The organism is Janthinobacterium sp. BJB401 (assembly GCF_013372745.1).
In the GTDB taxonomy this organism is placed as follows: Bacteria; Pseudomonadota; Gammaproteobacteria; order Burkholderiales; family Burkholderiaceae_D; genus Janthinobacterium; species Janthinobacterium rivuli.
Genome location: NZ_JABXFH010000060.1, coordinates 1 through 16,127, shown reverse-complemented (window position 1 = coordinate 16,127; position 16,127 = coordinate 1). Strand labels below are relative to the sequence as shown.

The 16,127-nt window shown below is 63.3% G+C and carries 12 protein-coding genes; 3 read left to right on the top strand and 9 right to left on the bottom strand.

What is annotated here, in order from left to right; all coding sequences use genetic code 11:
- Positions 1-21 precede the first annotated feature (21 nt).
- A complete protein-coding gene (gene queC / locus HWE17_RS25690; protein WP_099401371.1) occupies positions 22-738 on the bottom strand; it encodes a 7-cyano-7-deazaguanine synthase QueC in 717 nt (238 codons plus the stop codon).
- A gap of 221 nt (positions 739-959) precedes the next feature.
- Here queC and HWE17_RS25685 point away from each other — a divergent pair, with 221 nt between their 5' ends.
- The gene (locus HWE17_RS25685; RefSeq protein WP_176390735.1) at positions 960-2,867 is read left to right on the top strand and encodes an autotransporter assembly complex family protein; all 1,908 of its coding nucleotides are present in this window, start codon (positions 960-962) and stop codon (positions 2,865-2,867) included.
- An 8-nt stretch (positions 2,868-2,875) separates the two neighbouring features.
- The gene (locus tag HWE17_RS25680; protein WP_341353816.1) at positions 2,876-7,291 is read left to right on the top strand and encodes a translocation/assembly module TamB domain-containing protein; all 4,416 of its coding nucleotides are present in this window, start codon (positions 2,876-2,878) and stop codon (positions 7,289-7,291) included.
- 169 nt (positions 7,292-7,460) lie between these two features.
- Here the strand turns inward: HWE17_RS25680 and HWE17_RS25675 are convergent, their stop codons facing one another.
- Together HWE17_RS25675 and HWE17_RS25670 are read right to left on the bottom strand one after the other, a co-directional pair.
- Positions 7,461-7,700 carry a hypothetical protein gene (locus HWE17_RS25675; protein ID WP_034753464.1) on the bottom strand — a complete coding sequence of 80 codons (240 nt, stop codon included), beginning with the start codon at positions 7,698-7,700 and terminating at the stop codon, positions 7,461-7,463.
- 24 nt (positions 7,701-7,724) lie between these two features.
- Entirely contained in the window at positions 7,725-7,877 is a 153-nt protein-coding gene (locus HWE17_RS25670; protein WP_168208500.1) for a hypothetical protein, read from the bottom strand.
- Between the two features lie 154 nt (positions 7,878-8,031).
- On the opposite strand from HWE17_RS25670, the gene HWE17_RS25665 reads away from it, so the two are divergent.
- Positions 8,032-8,550 carry a hypothetical protein gene (locus HWE17_RS25665; RefSeq protein WP_176390733.1) on the top strand — a complete coding sequence of 173 codons (519 nt, stop codon included), beginning with the start codon at positions 8,032-8,034 and terminating at the stop codon, positions 8,548-8,550.
- Between the two features lie 6 nt (positions 8,551-8,556).
- Here the strand turns inward: HWE17_RS25665 and HWE17_RS25660 are convergent, their stop codons facing one another.
- The 6 genes from HWE17_RS25660 to HWE17_RS25635 form a co-directional block, all read right to left on the bottom strand.
- Entirely contained in the window at positions 8,557-9,366 is an 810-nt protein-coding gene (locus tag HWE17_RS25660; RefSeq protein WP_176390732.1) for a hypothetical protein, read from the bottom strand.
- A gap of 87 nt (positions 9,367-9,453) precedes the next feature.
- Positions 9,454-10,032, bottom strand: a complete 579-nt coding sequence (locus HWE17_RS25655; protein WP_176390731.1) for a nucleotidyltransferase family protein — start codon at positions 10,030-10,032, stop codon at positions 9,454-9,456.
- A 2-nt stretch (positions 10,033-10,034) separates the two neighbouring features.
- A complete protein-coding gene (locus tag HWE17_RS25650; protein ID WP_176390730.1) occupies positions 10,035-11,042 on the bottom strand; it encodes a DUF4424 family protein in 1,008 nt (335 codons plus the stop codon).
- Positions 11,039-13,870 (bottom strand): ATP-binding protein, encoded by a 2,832-nt coding sequence (locus tag HWE17_RS25645; protein ID WP_176390729.1) that lies wholly within the window; start codon positions 13,868-13,870, stop codon positions 11,039-11,041. Before HWE17_RS25645 ends, HWE17_RS25650 begins: the two co-directional genes overlap by 4 nt.
- 8 nt (positions 13,871-13,878) lie before the next feature.
- Complete coding sequence (locus tag HWE17_RS25640; protein ID WP_176390728.1) at positions 13,879-14,622, bottom strand: hypothetical protein; 744 nt, start codon at positions 14,620-14,622, stop codon at positions 13,879-13,881.
- Positions 14,615-15,985, bottom strand: coding sequence for a hypothetical protein (locus HWE17_RS25635; RefSeq protein WP_099378545.1), 1,371 nt, complete (start codon positions 15,983-15,985; stop codon positions 14,615-14,617). The genes HWE17_RS25640 and HWE17_RS25635 overlap by 8 nt, the downstream gene beginning before the upstream one ends.
- Positions 15,986-16,127: the final 142 nt, after the last annotated feature.

The following is a 16,127-nucleotide window of genomic DNA, read 5'->3' as shown; positions in this document are numbered from 1 at the left end:
AGAAACGGCGCAACCTGTTTTTTACTTTGCTGCGGCCTTTCTCGCCGCGTACTGCTGGTAGCCATTCGCGCGCAGGGCGCAGGCGGGACAGGTGCCGCAGCCATAGCCCCAGTCGTGCAGCTCGCCCCGTTCGCCCAGGTAGCACGTGTGCGTGCCGCTGCGGATCAGGTCGACCAGCGGCTGGCCGCCCAGGTCTTCCGCCAGGTCCCAGCTTTGCGCCTTGTCCAGCCACATCAGCGGCGTTTCCAGCTTCAAGCGCGTGTCCATGCCCAGGTTCAAGGCCACTTGCAGGGCCTTCATCGTATCGTCGCGGCAATCCGGGTAGCCGGAAAAATCCGTCTCGCACATGCCGCCCACCAGCACCGTCAAGCCGCGGCGGTACGCCACGGTGGCGGCCACGGTCATGAACAGCAAGTTGCGTCCAGGAACAAAGGTGTTTGGCAAGCCGTTTTCCTGCATGACGATCTCGACGTTCTGCGTCATGGCCGTGTCGGAAATGGCGGAAATGAGCGACAGGTCGATCATGTGATCCTGGCCCAGGCGGCTGTCCCACTCGGGCGACTGCTGGCGCATCTGTTCCAGTACGCCGGGGCGCACGGTCAGCTCGATCGCATGGCGCTGGCCATAATCAAAGCCGATGGTTTCGACGCGCTTATAGTGCTTCAAGGCCCAGGCCAGGCAGGTAGTGGAATCTTGTCCACCGCTAAACAGCACCAGTGCGGAGTCCGTTGCTAGCATAAATTTTCTTTCTATGTTTTTATCTGTTGCAATAGTGCGTGGGGAAACGAATTCCCCATGCAAAAAATACTTATTCGTCCGCCATCAGTTTACCTATTCCGGTAACATGCAGTCAGCATTTACTCATCTGGAGCACCATGTTTTCTGCACGACCCATACGGCATACGGCTGCCGGCAAGGCGATACGACCACGAATTTTGGCACAAGTAGTGACAAAAGCAATGGGTCAACTGACACTGGCCGCCGCCGGCGGTGCCATATTGCTGTTTCCCATCGCCCATGCCGGCGCGCAGGAGGCGGTGCAAGAGCGCCCGCAAGACGCCGTTGCCGACAGCCCCGCCAGCACGGAAGCGACGCCCGCCCCGCTGCAGTACGAGGTCAAGGTCAACGCGCCCGGCGACCTCGATGAGTTGCTTGAAAAAAACCTGGACCTGGAACGCTTCCGCGGCAACCCGCGCATGGACCGCGAGCAATTGCGGCGCCTCGTGCGCGCTACGCCCGAAGAAGCCAAAAACCTCATCGCCACGGCCGGCTATTACACGCCCGTCGTCACGGTGCGCGTCGATACGACGGGCGCCAAACCCGTCGTCATCGTCGACGTCGATCCGGGCCAGCCCGCGACCATCGACAAGGTCGAACTGGAATTGCGCGGCTTCGATCCCACGCCGCCGCTGGCTGCCAGCGAACCCTACGATACGGAAGCGCTGAAACGCAGCTGGGCCCTGAAGACGGGCAGCGTGTTTCGCCAGTCCGACTGGGAAGCGGCCAAGCGCGCCCTGCTGCGCGAAGTGGTGCAGACGCGCTACCCGCGCGCCCAGCTGGTCGACACGCAAGCCGTGGTCGACCCGGAAACGCACAAGGTATCCCTGCTGGTGGTGCTCGACAGCGGCCCCGAACTGCGCTTCGGCGAGCTGCGCATCGAAGGCCTGAAACGCTACCCGGAAGCCATCATCCGCAACCTCGACAAGATACGTCCGGGTGAATACTACAGCGAATCAGCGCTGCAATCGTTCCAGGCGCGCCTGCAGGACACGGGCTACTTTGCCAGCGTGGAAGTGAGCGCCGACATGAGCAGCATCCTGGGCGAGCAGATCGAGGCGGGCCAGGAAAGCCAGGCGGCCGAGGCCGAAGGTGCCTCCGTGACGAAACCCGCCAACCGCGGCCCCGCGCCGCTGCTGCCGCTGGTCGTGCGCGTAACGGAAAACAAGCAGCAGAACGTCAGCGCCGGTCTCGGTTTCAGTACGAATACGGGCAATCGTGCCCAGCTCAACTATGACAACCTGAACGTGTGGGGCACGCGCTTCAAGAGCGCGATCACCATGGAAACGAAGAAACAGGCGGCGCACGCCAATTTTTATTTCCCCACCACTGAGCGCGGCTACAACGACAGCGCGGGCGCCTCGTTCGAACGCAGCGACATTTCCAACGAAATCACGGCCGTCACCACCCTCTCGGCCAAGCGCAACTGGGGCGGCACCAACCTCGAGCGCAGCCTGACGTTCGAGTTCCTCAGCGAAGACAAGACCGTCGTCGGCCTGGAACAGACGCGCAGCAAGAGCTTGCCGCTGACCTATGCCATCACCAAGCGCAGCCTCGACAGCCTGCTGTTCCCCACCAAGGGCTATGTCATCAATGCCCAGGTGGGCGGCGCCCTGCTGCCCGTGCTGACGGACGAGCGCTTCGTGCGCGTGGCCGGCAAGGCCGTGTATTACCGTCCGCTCGGTGAAAAAGGCGAGCTGATCGTACGCGGCGAAATGGGCGCGCTCGGTTCGAAGGAAAAACGCGGCGTGCCGGCCGTCTACCTGTTCCGCGCAGGCGGCGACCAGTCGGTGCGCGGCTATGCCTACCAGGAACTGGGCGTCAAGGAAGGCGACGCCACGGTTGGCGGACGCTACATGCTCACCGGCAGCGCCGAATACCAGTACTGGTTCAAGCCGAAGTGGGCCATTGCCGCCTTCTATGACGCCGGCAACGCGGCCGATACCGTGAAGGTGGCCATGACGCCGAAATCGGGCTATGGCCTGGGCGGGCGCTACAAGAGCCCCGTCGGCCCCATCAATGTCGACGTGGCGTACGGCCACGCCGTCCACGCTTACCGTTTGCACTTCTCTCTGGGATTCACTTTCTGATGTCCGATATGACTACCGAATCGCCCGGCGCCGTCCCTCCGCCGCCGGCGAAAAAACCGCGCCGCTGGGTGCGCTACACACTGATCGCCATCGCCAGCCTGGCCGTGCTGCTGGGCGGCGCCTTCTGGTTCCTGGGCCGCGAATCGACCTTGCAGATGCTGGTGCAAAAAGTGGCCAGCGCCAGCGGCGGCGACATCGAAGTATCGGGCGTGTCCGGCTCGCTGTACAACCGCATGCACCTGGGCCACGTCAGCTACCGCAGCAAGACGCAGCACATCACGGCCGACAATATCGACATCAACTGGTCGCCGTTCCAGTTCTTCTCGGAAGGCATCGCCATCAGCGAACTGCACGTGGCCAGCCTGTCCGTGGAAAGCACGGCGCCGTCCGAGGAACCGTCGACCATGCCCGCCAGCCTGGCCGCGCCGTTCAAGATCGGCATTGCCGACGCGCGCCTGGACAAGGTGACCCTGGTCAGCGCGGGCGGCAACACGGTGTTTGAAAAGATCCACTTCACCTTGTCCGGCGACAAGACGCAATGGCAGCTGGAAGACGCGTCGGCCCTGACGCCATTCGGCCAGGCCACGGCCAGCGCGACGATTGCCGCCACGCAGCCATTCAAACTGTCAGGCAAGGCCGGCTTGACGCAGCTCAAGGCCGCCGCCGGCGAAAAACCGGCCGCCCTGGCGCTGCAGCTGGGCGGCGACCTGAACGTGCTGAACGTGACGGCCAAGGGCAGCGCGGGCGCGGCCACGGCCGACGCCCAGCTGGCGCTGGCGCCGTTCGATCCCGTCATCATCCTGCGCTCAGCCAATATCCGTGGCCGCAACATCAATCCGGGCAAGTTTGACGCCACCTTGCCGCAGGCGGACCTGAGCCTGGAACTCGACGCCGCCATCGACACGCGGCCAACCAAGCAAACCGTGTCAGGCAAGCTGGCCATCCTCAACCACGCCACACCGGGCCCCATCGACCAGCAAAAGCTGCCGCTGCGCCAGTTCGAAGCGCGCCTGGGCGGCACCCTGACGGCCACCACGCTCGAGTCGGCCATCATCGACTTCGGCAATGCGGGCAAATTCACGGGCAGCGGCAAGCTCAACCGCGACGCTGTCGATGCGCCCATCGGCAATGCGCAATTGACCCTGCACACGGACAAGATCGACTTGCAGCACATGTACAGCAGCATCAACAGCACCAAGATCGTCGGCGACATCGTGCTCGACAGCGACGGCAAGACGCAAACCCTGCGCGCCAAACTCGGTGAAGCCAAGCTGCGCCTGGATGTGGAAGCCACCCTGGCCGATTCCTTGGTGCAATTGCGCAAGGCGACCTTGCAAGCAGGCAAAAGCAGCGTCAATGCGACGGGCCAGATCAGTCTGAAGGATGAACAACCGTTCAAGGCCGTGGCCAGTACCAGCCGCCTGAACCCTGCCGACTTCGGCGCCTTCCCCGTGGCCGACCTGAACCTCGACGTGCGCGCCAGCGGCCACGTGGCTCCCCAGTGGCTGGCGAATGCGGACTTCACCGTGCGCCCCAGCAAGCTGCTTGACCAGCCGTTGTCCGGCAAGGGCAAGCTGACGGCCGATGCGGCCCATTTCAGCGGCATCGACGTGCAACTGGCGCTGGGCAAGAACAACGTGACGGCCAAGGGCAACTTTGGCGGCGCCGGCGAAAAACTCAACTGGAACGTCGATGCGCGGCAACTTTCCGCCTTGCAGGGCGACTTGCTGGGTAGCGTGCTGGCCAGTGGCGTGGTGCAGGGCACCCTGCAGCAGCCGCGCACGAGCTTTGTTGCCGATGCGAAAGGATTGGGCCTGACCAGCGGCAAGCGTCCCGCAGCGGACAGCGCCATCCACGCCAGCGGCGACGTGGGTTTGACGGGGCCGAAGCAGACAGCGGAACTGAAAATGACGGGTTCCCTGCAAAAGATCAACCCGGCCGCGTTTGGCGCATCACTGCCCAACGGCAACGTCAATGCGGATTTCAACGGCAACGGCCGCCTGAGCGGCGACTGGCAAGTGGCCCTCAACCTGGCCTTGCGCGAATCGACCCTGCAAAATGCGCCGCTGGCCGGCTACGCCAAACTGTCCGCCAACGCCAAACGCATCGACAGCGTCGATACGGAATTGCGCCTGGGGCCGAACAGCCTGCTGGCCAAGGGCGCGCTCGGTGGCGCCACCGACAAGCTCACATGGAAACTCGATGCGCCGCAACTGTCGACCCTGGGCCCGCGCTTTGCCGGCGTGCTGCAGGCAGCCGGCTCCGTCTCGGGCAAGATGGATGCACCGGCAGCGCAACTGACGCTCGATGGCCGTGACCTGACCTTCTTTGGCGACCAGCAACTGAAATCCATCAAAGGCAGCGCCAGCGTGGGCGCCGGCCAAGGCGCGCTCGACCCCATGGTCAGCAGCCTGGACATCACGGGCTACAGCACGCCCACCTTCAAGCTGGCCAGCGCCCGCCTGGGCACGACGGGCACGCGCGGCAGCCATACGGTGAACCTGGCGGCGCGCAACGACGATTTCGACGCCAACGTGCAAATCCGCGGCAGCCAGAGCGGCGCCAGCTGGACGGGCACCATCGACAGCCTGCAAAACAAGGGCCGCTATGCGCTCGTGCTGCAAGCGCCCGTGCCCGTCAAAGTGGCCGGTCCCGCCGGCAGCGGCGTGGCGGGCCTGGGCCAGCCGGAACAGATCAGCGTGGGCAACACGGTCATCAAATTACCGGCAGGCAGCATCACCATGCAAAGCCTGGTCAAGAACGGCCCCCGCTGGACCAGTTCCGGCCAGGCGGCCGGCGTGGCGCTGACCTATCTGGCGCAAGTGATTCCGGCGCTGCAAGCCAATGCGCGTAGCGACCTGACCCTGGGCGCGCAATGGTCGCTCGACATGCAGGTGCCGACGGCCAAGCAGAAAGACCCATCACTGGCCGGCATGCTGCACATCTACCGCGAAAAAGGCGACGTGACGGTGGGCGTGGAACAGCCGCTGGCGCTGGGCTTGCGCACCCTCGATGCGAGAGTGGACGTGGCCAACCAGCAATTGCGCCTGGCCGTGAAACTGGACGGCGCGCGCGCAGGCCAGAGCGACATCAATGCCACCGTGCAAATGCTGGGCGGGCGCATCAGCAACGACAGCGCCCTCTCGCTGACGGGCACCACCAGCATCGATACACTGGCCTGGCTGGCGCCGCTGACGGGCCAGCCAGGGCTGGAACTGGGCGGCGCCTTGAAGGTGGCCTTGTCCGGCAGCGGCACCATCGGCGCACCGCAATTGAATGGCGACATCAACGGCAGCAAGCTGCTGGTAAACTGGGCCGACCAGGGCTTGAAATTGCGCAATGGCGTGCTGCAAGCCAAGCTGGCCGGTGATCAATTGCAACTGCAGCGCCTGAGCTTTGACGGCGGCGATGGCAAGGTGCAGGCAGATGGCTGGGTACGCTTTGCGAATGGCGAGGCGAGCCTGGAACTGAAATTGATGGCCGACCGCCTGCAGGCGCTATCGCGCCCCGATCGCACCTTGATCCTGTCGGGCAACAGCACCCTGGTGCGCAACGACAAGCGTTTCAGCTTCGAGGGCAAGTTCAAGGCCAACCGCGCGCTGATCGAACTGGCACCGCAGGATACCCCGACGCAAAGCAGCGACGTGGTGGTGCTGGGCAAGGAAGTCAAGGGCGGCAAGGAAGCGCCCACACTCCCCCTGAATATCGACCTTGAATTCGACCTGGGCAACGCCTTCCACCTGCGCGGCATGGGCATTGATGCGGACCTGGCCGGCAATGTGCGCGCCAGAGTCATCAACCGCGCCGCGCCGCGCGTGACGGGCAGCATCAAGGTCACCAGCGGCCAGTACGCGGCCTACGGGCAAAAGCTGTCGATCGAACGGGGCTTGATCGCCTTCACGGGCGCCTACGATAACCCGTCGCTGAATATCCTGGCCGTGCGCAAGCGTCCCGAAGGCGAAGCCTTGTCGGAAACGAACGTGGAAGCGGGCGTGGAAGTGCGCGGCACGGCGCAGGCGCCGACAGCCAAGCTGGTGTCCACGCCGAGCGTGTCGGACAGCGACAAGCTGGCCTGGCTGATCCTCGGCCACGGCGCGGAAACGGCGGCCGGCGATGAAATGGCCTTGCTGACGACGGCCGCAGGCGCCCTCTTCGGCGGCTCCGGCGGCGGCTTGCAGGGCAAGCTGGCCAGTTCGCTGGGACTCGATGAGGTGGGCCTGTCGCAGGCGCAAGGGCTGGAAAGCACGGTCGTCACCGTCGGCAAGCGCCTGTCCTCGCGCGCCTACCTGACGTTCGAACAAGGCACCAGCACGGCGACGAGCCTGGTGAAACTCCGTTATAAACTGAACCGCCGCATCACCTTGCAATTCCAGACGGGCACGAACAATGCGCTCGACGTGTTGTACACGTGGGCGTTTGATTAGATTGGCGGCCAACAATGTCGTCGGATTACGCGGGGCGTTGCCCCACTAATCCGACCTACGCTCCATGTGCATGCGCGTAGGTCGGATTAGCGGCGCAGCCGCGTAATCCGACACTACCAGAAACACAAAGGGCGCCTCGGCGCCCTTTTGTTTGACTGCTGCAAACAGCTTACTCAGCCACGTCGAGCCCCCGCTCGATCATGCCTTCGACATACGCGCGCAGGTATTGTTCCAGCGCGGGGCCGGACAGCACGTTGGCCGTCAGCGCGCCGTGCGGCGAGCCCTTCAGCACGCCGTCGTGATACACGCGCGCAATCCAGGCCACGTCCGCGCCCTGGGTGTAATCGAGTTCATAGTCGAACGATTCTCCGCTGACTTTGCGTGTGTAGACTTCCTTGACAATTGCCATCTAAAACAGCCTTTCTTGACGAGATTAACTGGGATGCGGGTGCGGCACGGGATCGTCCTGCGGCACCGGGTGCACGGGCCCCGGATGGTGCCCGGGCGCTTCTTGCGGCTCCGGCGCCGGCATGGGTTCATCGACGGGCGCCGGGTCGGGCGCGCGGTGGGCATGGATGACTGACATGGCTGGCCTCCCTGCAGACAAAAGAAGACCATACCACGAGATGCCCGCCGCCTGCCATGTAAATGTCAACATGCAACCTTTAGCGTTTGACAAGCATCGCCGCCCGTCCCCATCTGGCTTACAATCGCTGTTTTACCCGTACCCGATTGCATACATGGAAACCACCACCCTCGCCCTGCTGTTACTGGTCCCGCTGCTGGTCTGGCGCATTTATTCGCGCCTGAAGAAACTGGTGGCGCGCCAGAAGTCGCAGCTGTGGCGGCACTGGAGCGTGGCGATCGCATTTCCCGTACTGCTGTTGTTCCTGGCGACGACGACGAAATTCGACGTCCTGCCCCTGTCCAGCCTGGGCGCGGCGGCGCTGGCCGGCGGCTGGCTGGGCGTGCTGGGCTTGAAGCTGACGCGCTTCGAGCACGTCGGCAAGGACTTTTTCTTTACCCAGCACCGCTACCTGGGCCTGGCCATCACGATGCTGTTCATCGCCCGATTGCTGTACCGCGGCATGGAGATTTACCTGAACTCGCGCCAGGACGTGCCCGTGCCGCCGCCACCGTTCGGCCAGAGCCCGCTGACCATGGCCGCCTACGGCCTCGTCATCGGCTACTACGCCGTGTATGGGGGGGGCCTGGTGCGCGGGCGCCAGCGCAACAAGCCCTTGCAAGCGGCCGAATAAGCCGGATCAGTAGTACTGGCACAGGCCAGTACACGTCGTCACCGCCAGCGCCTGGCGTATCGTCGCCAGCGCAGGCGCCAGGGTGGGATCGAGGTCCTTGTCCGCCTCGGCCAGGCTGGTCAGCATGCGCTCGCGCAAGGGCGGCGCCATCAGATTGGCATTCGCCGTGGCGTGCTGCGCCGCCGCTGCCAGCATGACTTTCTTTTGCGCCCCATTCCAGTACGGCACCTGCACGAACTGCACCACATTCGCAAACATGGTGCTCGATCCCTTGCTGAACGCGCGGGCGCGCATGCGCTCGGTACCGCTCACGTCCTGCGCCGGCTGCGTGCTGAACTCGGCTTCCATCAAACCGATCAAGTGCGCATGGCAATGCACGCCGAAGGCAAACAGGGCGGCCATTTCATCGCCATAATTGGCCAGGTTCTGCGTCACCTGCTCCCGGCGCGCCTGCTGCAGCTCCGCGCCGGACAGCAGCAGCGGCCGTTGCAAGCCAAACGTGTAATACGCCTTGCCCAGGTTGGTTGCCCGCTCGCACAGGGCCACGCTCTGGTTCATGTCTTGCAGCGCCGCGACGGGCGTCTGGAACAGGCGCGGGCCATCGGCGACCTGGGCAAACAAAGCCGCCACGGCAGGGTCGCCCAGGCGCGGCAAGCTACCTTGTGGCGTCGCCTTGGCCATCATCGCTTCCAGGCGCGTGGCAGCTTGCTGAAAATCGGTATAGCTGTCGGCCCAGGCGGCGGGCGCCACGAGGGCGGAGGAAAGGCAGAATAAACGGCCGAGGCGGCGCAGCGGCGTGGAAATAGAAAAGGACATAGGATCAGGAAAACACTATTGGATAACTGGCAATTATAGGCAATCTGTATCCACAATGCATTTAATTGCCTTTGCGATAATGCTTACCTAAGCGATGAGGGTGACGCGCGGCCAGCGCGCCGCATAGTCCTTGCTGGCCAGACGCTGCGCATAACCGTCCTGACTGATGCGCGCCGGGTTGCGCCGCACCACCATGTCGAACAAGTCATCGAGGCCATGCGGCGCGACAATGCCGATCTCGCCATCAGGCTGCAAATGGATGCCGACCGCCGTGGAAAACTCGGGCCAGGAAGCGATGGCGTCGTCGAGCGACAGCAGGGGCGGCACGGCATAGCCGAACTCGCCTTCGAACCACAGGTGCACCCTGGCCTGGTTGCACACCTCCCATGGCACGCCGGGGAGCACCATTTCCAGGCGCTGGCGCAGCTGCGTTTCGCTTTCCGGATGCACATCGTGCGCATCGAAATACGCCACGTCGATGTCGCTCAAGGCCGATGGTTGCGCATAGCCATGCAAGGCGTCCCACACGAGGTTGCGCACGGCGCCGGCACCGATGCAGCAGTGGGGCAAGCCCAGCTGCGCCACGGCTTGCAAGGCTTGCATGCACCACGGTGTGGCGCGGGCGATGGCGCGCAGGCGCGCGGCCAGCACTTCCTGCGTGCTCATTCCTATGGCCGGATCTGCGGCGCCACGCCGTCATGGTCGCCCGCGCCTTCGACATTGCCGAAGTACACGTCCAGATCCTGTTTCGGATGGAAGTTGCGCAGCTTGACTTGCAAGGTGGTGGGATTGATTTTGGTGAACGTGCCGGGGAAGCACAGGCTGACCAGCTCGTCCGGCTTGCCCTTGATCAGGTTCAAGGTAAAGTCTTCGATGCCATTCTTCCACGTGTTACCGGTCGTCAAAATGTACGATACCCACACGGCATTGACGAAGCCGCTTTCGCCCTGCTTGGCCGCCAGGCGGTTCCACGTCTTGTAGAAGGCCTTGTCGCCGCAGTATTTCTTTTCAAATGTATTGCCATCGCCCAGGTAAGACGCACCGGGACCGGCCGCGACGAACGGTGCATATTGATGGCGCACGCGCACGACTTTGCCGGCGGGGAATTTCTGCTGCCACAGGTAGATGACTTTGACGGTCCAGGCCGGCACCCATTCCTCGTCGTACAGCTGGGCCAGCAAGCCTTCGCGTATCATGATCTTGCTCTGCGCGGCCGTCAGCGGCGCCACTTTCTTGTCGAACGGCGTGTGCGAGGGGAAATACGCGATCTGCGCGTCCGACAATCCCAGCTGGCGCAAGCGGGCCGTCACGTCGGCGCTATAGAGCTTGGCGACGAAGGTGGTTTTATAGTCCTTGCGCTTGCCATCGACGTCGACGGTAAATTGCTGCGGCTGGCCGTAATACGTGGGCGAGCCGTGGTAGCCCGCCGCGTATTCGGGCAAGGGGAAGAAGATCGTCTCTTCCACGTCCCTGGCCGACTCGTTGAGGAATTCATATTCGACCTTGATCAAGTCCGTGCTCACGCTGAGCACTTCCTTTTTCATGGCCACGGCATCCGTCTTGCCGAACAGGATGCCACCCGCGCTGACGGAACCGATGCCGTCGTTGGCCAGGGCCGTGCCTGCCAATGCCAGCGACAGGGCCGCGACCAGAACGAGCTTGCGCGCGATCATCATGCCACCTTGCCCGACACGGGATCGACGCGGCGCTGCAGCACGAAAATCGGTTGCGCCCATTGGGTATCCTTTTTCTTCTTGCTGGTGATCAAAGTGAGCTCCGACGGATCGTAGACATCCGTGTTGTGCGTCAACGGCGTCGTCATCAGGTATTGCGCTTCCGTATTTTTCAGGAACTCGCCGACCAATTGAATGTTGCGGATATCGAGGTGGGCAAACGGTTCGTCGATGAAGACGAAGCCGCCGGAACCGTCTTCCGATTTCAGCAATCCGATCAGCAGCACCAGCGACTTCATGACCTGCTGGCCGCCCGACGCCTCGCCATCGTTCATGCCGATGACGCCCTTGCCGTCGAATTTGAAGCGCACGTGCAAGCCCGCCTGCGACAGCTGCACGTCGTCGTTTTCCAGGCGCACGGGGTCGGCATGCACTTCGATGCCGGCCAGTTCGCCCAGCTCCTTGATGTTCTTGCTGTACGTCTTGATGGTGTAGCGCAAGCGCTCCATGTAGGCGCCACGGGCATTGCCCGTCGCTTCGATGGCGCGGTTGTTCTGGTAGCGGCGCTCGTCCGTTTCCGACTGGCGGCCATGCAACTGGTCCGACAAACGGTGATGCTGGTCGATGACGGTGGCGTCGAGTTCCCAGTCGTCGCGCGCCAGGCTGTTTTGCAGGCTGGCCACGCGCAGATCGACCTGGTGCGCGTTCTGGTGCTCGGCCACGAGGGCCGCGCGGCGGGCGGGACGGCGCCAGCTTTTCGGCAGGTGGCGCCACGCATGGCGCAAGGCCAGCAAGGCGCGCGCATGCTCGGCGCGCTGTTCAATTTGCTTCTTGTAGCCCAGGCGCGAACCCGCTTCCGCTTCCGACAAGGCCAGGCGCGCGTTTTGCCACACGGTATCGGCACGCGTGCGCGCCACCGTGGCGTTCTTGGTCAGGTTTTGCAGCTCGCCCAGACGGCCGCCCACTTCCAGGCGCTCTTCCTTGAGCGGCTTCGAGTTGCGCAGCGCTTCGGCGAATTCTTCCTGGCGCGCACTGAGTTCCTTGGCCGCGTCGACGCCGGCGATGCGCGCTTTCAAGGCGCCCACTTCGGCCGCCAGCTTCGAGATCGCCAGGGTGAGCGTGTCTTCCTGGCCTTCCAGGCCCGGCAGGGAGCGCAGCAGCGCTTCCAGGCGGCCGCTGCGGCCAGCCTGGCCGAAGCGGTAGCGCGATGCTTCGACGAACAGGGAGCGTCCGCCGCGGCGTTCGCGGTGGTAAGCCTCGGGCGTGATCCACTCTTCGTGGTTGCCCAGCTTGAAACCGGCTTCGACGGAATCGACTCTAGCAATGCGCGACAGTTGCTCGATCAGCCAGCTGGGCACGGGCGCGGAAAATTTCACCACGGCCAGCAAGCTTTCATCCTTGGCGACGGGCGCCGTGACCAGCTCGGGCACGATGAAGTGGCGGTAGCGTTCTTTTTCGGCCAGGCGGTAGGCGGCAGCCGCATCCTTGGCCTTGTCGAGCAGGACCACCGAGGCGTAGCCGCCCAATATACCTTCGACGGCGCCCTGCCAGCGGCTGTCCGTCACTTCGACGATGTCCGACAGCATCGCGTGGGCAATGCCCGCGTCGCGCAGCGCGCGGCGCATGCCACGCACATTATCCGGTTCCGGCATGGCCGTCTTGCCTTGCAGCGCGGCAATCGTCGCCTGTTCGCCCGCGATGCGGGCCGACAGGGCGTCGCGCTGCTGGCGCTGGCGCAACAGTTCCGCTTCCTTTTGTTCCAGCTGGGCCGCCACTTCGGCGATGTCGCTGCCCGAGTCCGCTGCCAGCTTGTGCAGGCGGTCCTTCTGTTCCAGCAAGCTGTCCAGCGGTTTCAGCTTGGCATTGATCAGAGACAAACGGCTCTGCAAACCGATCGATTCCTGCTCCAGCAGGGTTTCATTCATCTGCGCGTCGGACAGGGCCTTCGCTTGCGCGGCCAGCGCATTGCGTTTATCGGTCAGCTGCTGGTCCGCCTGCGCCATCGGTTTGCGCGCATCGCGCAATTGACGGCTGGCGATGGCCGCTTTTTCGCGCGCCTCGTGGTACTGCAAGCTGGGCAGCACTTCTTCCAGCAGGTTGCGGCGCTCTTTATGCAGCCCTTCCCACTGGTGGTAATTGGCTACGCGCAGGCGCAAGCCTTCCAGATTGGTTTTCGACGCTTCAAGTTCCGTCTCGAAGCGTTTCAGTTCCACTTCCGTATCGCGCTGGTGGCGCTTGGCTTCATCGTAGGCATCCAGCACTTCCTTGTCGCCGAACACCTGGAACACCAGGTCGAGCAGCTGGCGCGGCGCGTATTCGCACAATTTGTCCGTCTCGCCCTGCTCCAGCGCCAGCACTTTCGACATGGCGGGCGACAGGCCCGCATTGGCCAGGCGCTTGCGGTAGTTTTCCACACCGAGCCAGTCGTTGGCATCCGTGATGTCCTCGATCTGCACATTGCCCGGACGCATCAGATACTGGCGCTTCCAGTCGCCGCCATTTTTCTGGATCTGGCAAAACAGGGTCACTTCATCGTCGCTGAAGAAGCCGGAACTGCGGAACGGGCGGTTCGACAGCTGCTTGCCCACGTTCTTGTTGTCGACCACGGCGCGCAGCCAGGCCGTCTGCTGGCCAGAGTGGCGCGCATAGTGTTTATACGTGCGGCCCATCGAGCAGTCGAGGCCGAACAGGGTGCGCAAGGCGTCGAGCAAGGTGGTCTTGCCGGAGCCATTCTGCCCCGCGATGGTGATGATCTTCGCGTCGAGCGGGATGTTCTTGATGCGCTGCCAGTAATCCCAGTGCACCAGTTCAAGTGATTTGATATGAAACATGGGCGCTTTCAGTGAGGAAGGTCGGACGACGTCGTGTCATCGGCATCGCCGGCGTCGGGCAGGTCGCCGATGTCGGCGGACAAATCAGCCGACAAGTCAGCATCGAGGTCGACGGCCACCAGGCGCGCCGGCGCGCGTTTGAACACGTCGGCCAGGGCGCCGTTGATGATGCGCTCTTTCAGGACGTCGGTATCCATCATCAGGTCCAGCAGCGGACCTTCCAGGATGAAATCGCCACGCCGCTCGATGAAGCCCAGCTTGGCCAGGGTGCCCAGATTCATGTCCATGCGCGTCTTTTTGCCCAGCTTGTCGCCGAAGTCCGACAGCAGTGCCTTGTAGGAAATGCCGATCGACGCGTCTTCCGCGCGCGGCAGCGGTTTTTCCGTGCCGAACATGTCGTTCTGGTCATCGTCCGCGTGCTGGTGCGTTTCCTGGCGTTCACGCTTGGGCAGGATGATCTGCGCCCACAGCACCACCAGCAAGGCCACGCCATCGCGCGCCAAACCAAAATTATTGTTTTGCCACACGTCACGCGCGCCGAAGATCTTCGGCTCGATGGTGCGCGTCAGGGCCAGGGTGACATGGTCGGCGTACACGTTGTCGAGCAGTTTCAAGCCGCAGGCCAGCAATCGCGCATCGATTTCGGCGCGGAACAGCTCGTCGGACAGCACGCGCTTGACGAGCTTGTCGTCGCGGCGCAGGGTTTGATGCGTGAGCAGGCGCGCAATCAGGATTTGGGAATCGTCATTCATCGGCGGTGCCGCTATCTAAATCAAGTGAAACATTCAGTGAAAGCGAGGCGATCGACATGGCCGCCACGTGGGGGTCGGTCAGCTGGACCATCTCGTCGGTCGGTGTAAAGGTAATCGGCAAACGGGCCAGTTCGGCCGTCGAGCCTTGCAAGCTCGCTTCGGAAACATCACCGAGCAGCGGCAGCATCGAGGCGCGGTACGAGGCCACGGCAAAGCTGGCCGGCAGCAAGGAATCCTGCACGGGCACGGATTTCGGTCCCTCTTCGCCGATGCTGGGGAAATTGCCCAGGCTGGCGAAGTTCGACAGGCGGTCCAACAGGTCATCGAGTTCAAGCTGCATGGCGGGTCCGTCGCTGATGGTGGTGGGCGCATCCTCGCCGCTAGGCAGGCCCGTGTTGATGACGCCTGCCGCCCGTTCGGACAGCAGTTCCGTTTCGGCCACATCGATCATTTCGGCCGGCGTGGAGAACAGCGGTACGACGGGCTGGTCGATGGCGCCTTCGGCCAGGCTGGCCAGGTCGTCATGCAGCAAGAGCCAGCGCTTGATGTCGGTAGTCGACAGACCGGACTGGCCCAGGTGCACGCGCTGGCGCTCGATCTGGTTCAGGGCGCGCGAAAACATGCCTTGCATGTTCAGCAATTTACTTTGCGCGCGGCCAATCGCCTGCGCCGCCTTGTGCGTGGCGCTGTCCGCGTTTTCATCGGACGTGATCGCCACGAGAATCTCGGAACCCTTCTCGACCCAGTCGCAGGCCATGTTCCACTTCGCTTGCGCCGTGCGCAGCCGGAATTCGGAACCGGAAGCGATGGCGTCGGAGAATTCCTCCGTCAAGTCCACCAGGCGCCCCAGCAAATGCTGGAGTTGTTCAACGGATACGCCGCCGACGGCTTGCGCGCCGGCCACCTGCGACAGCAGGAAACCCATTTCCGCTTCGTCTTCCGTCTGGCCCAGGCCCAGCAAGCTGTCGATGGCGGACAGCACATTGCGCGCCATCGGCGTCACGCGGTACACGCCCTGCTGCGCATCCCAGGCCAGCAACTGGTTCGAGCGCAGGCGCAGCAAGACCGTTTCCAGGCTTTCCGGCAACAGATACGCCAGTTTCGTATTGATATCGGCGCGCGTATAGGCGGACGTGGCCGCATCGGACGCCAGCTCGCGCAACACCAGCAGACGCACCAGCACCCCATCGAAACCGCCGTGGAACAGGGCCGTAAACACTTGCAGCAGGGGCTGCGCCCGCTTCAAGTGAAATACCTGCTCGATCTCGTCGGCCGAAATATTGGGCTGAAAATGCGCCTGCAAGGAATCGTGATGCTCTTGCTCTGTCTGATTTGCATCCGTAGCCACGGCTGCACTTGCCATTATATCAATCATTCTTTTCCGGATGAGTGTTCAGCGGGCGGCGCTGCGGGCTAACGCGGCGCTGCGGGGCGGGGGCGTCAGTATATCAGTTCTGACATGCAATTTAGCGCATGGGAGGGGAGCCAGCGGGCAGTCAGGTAAC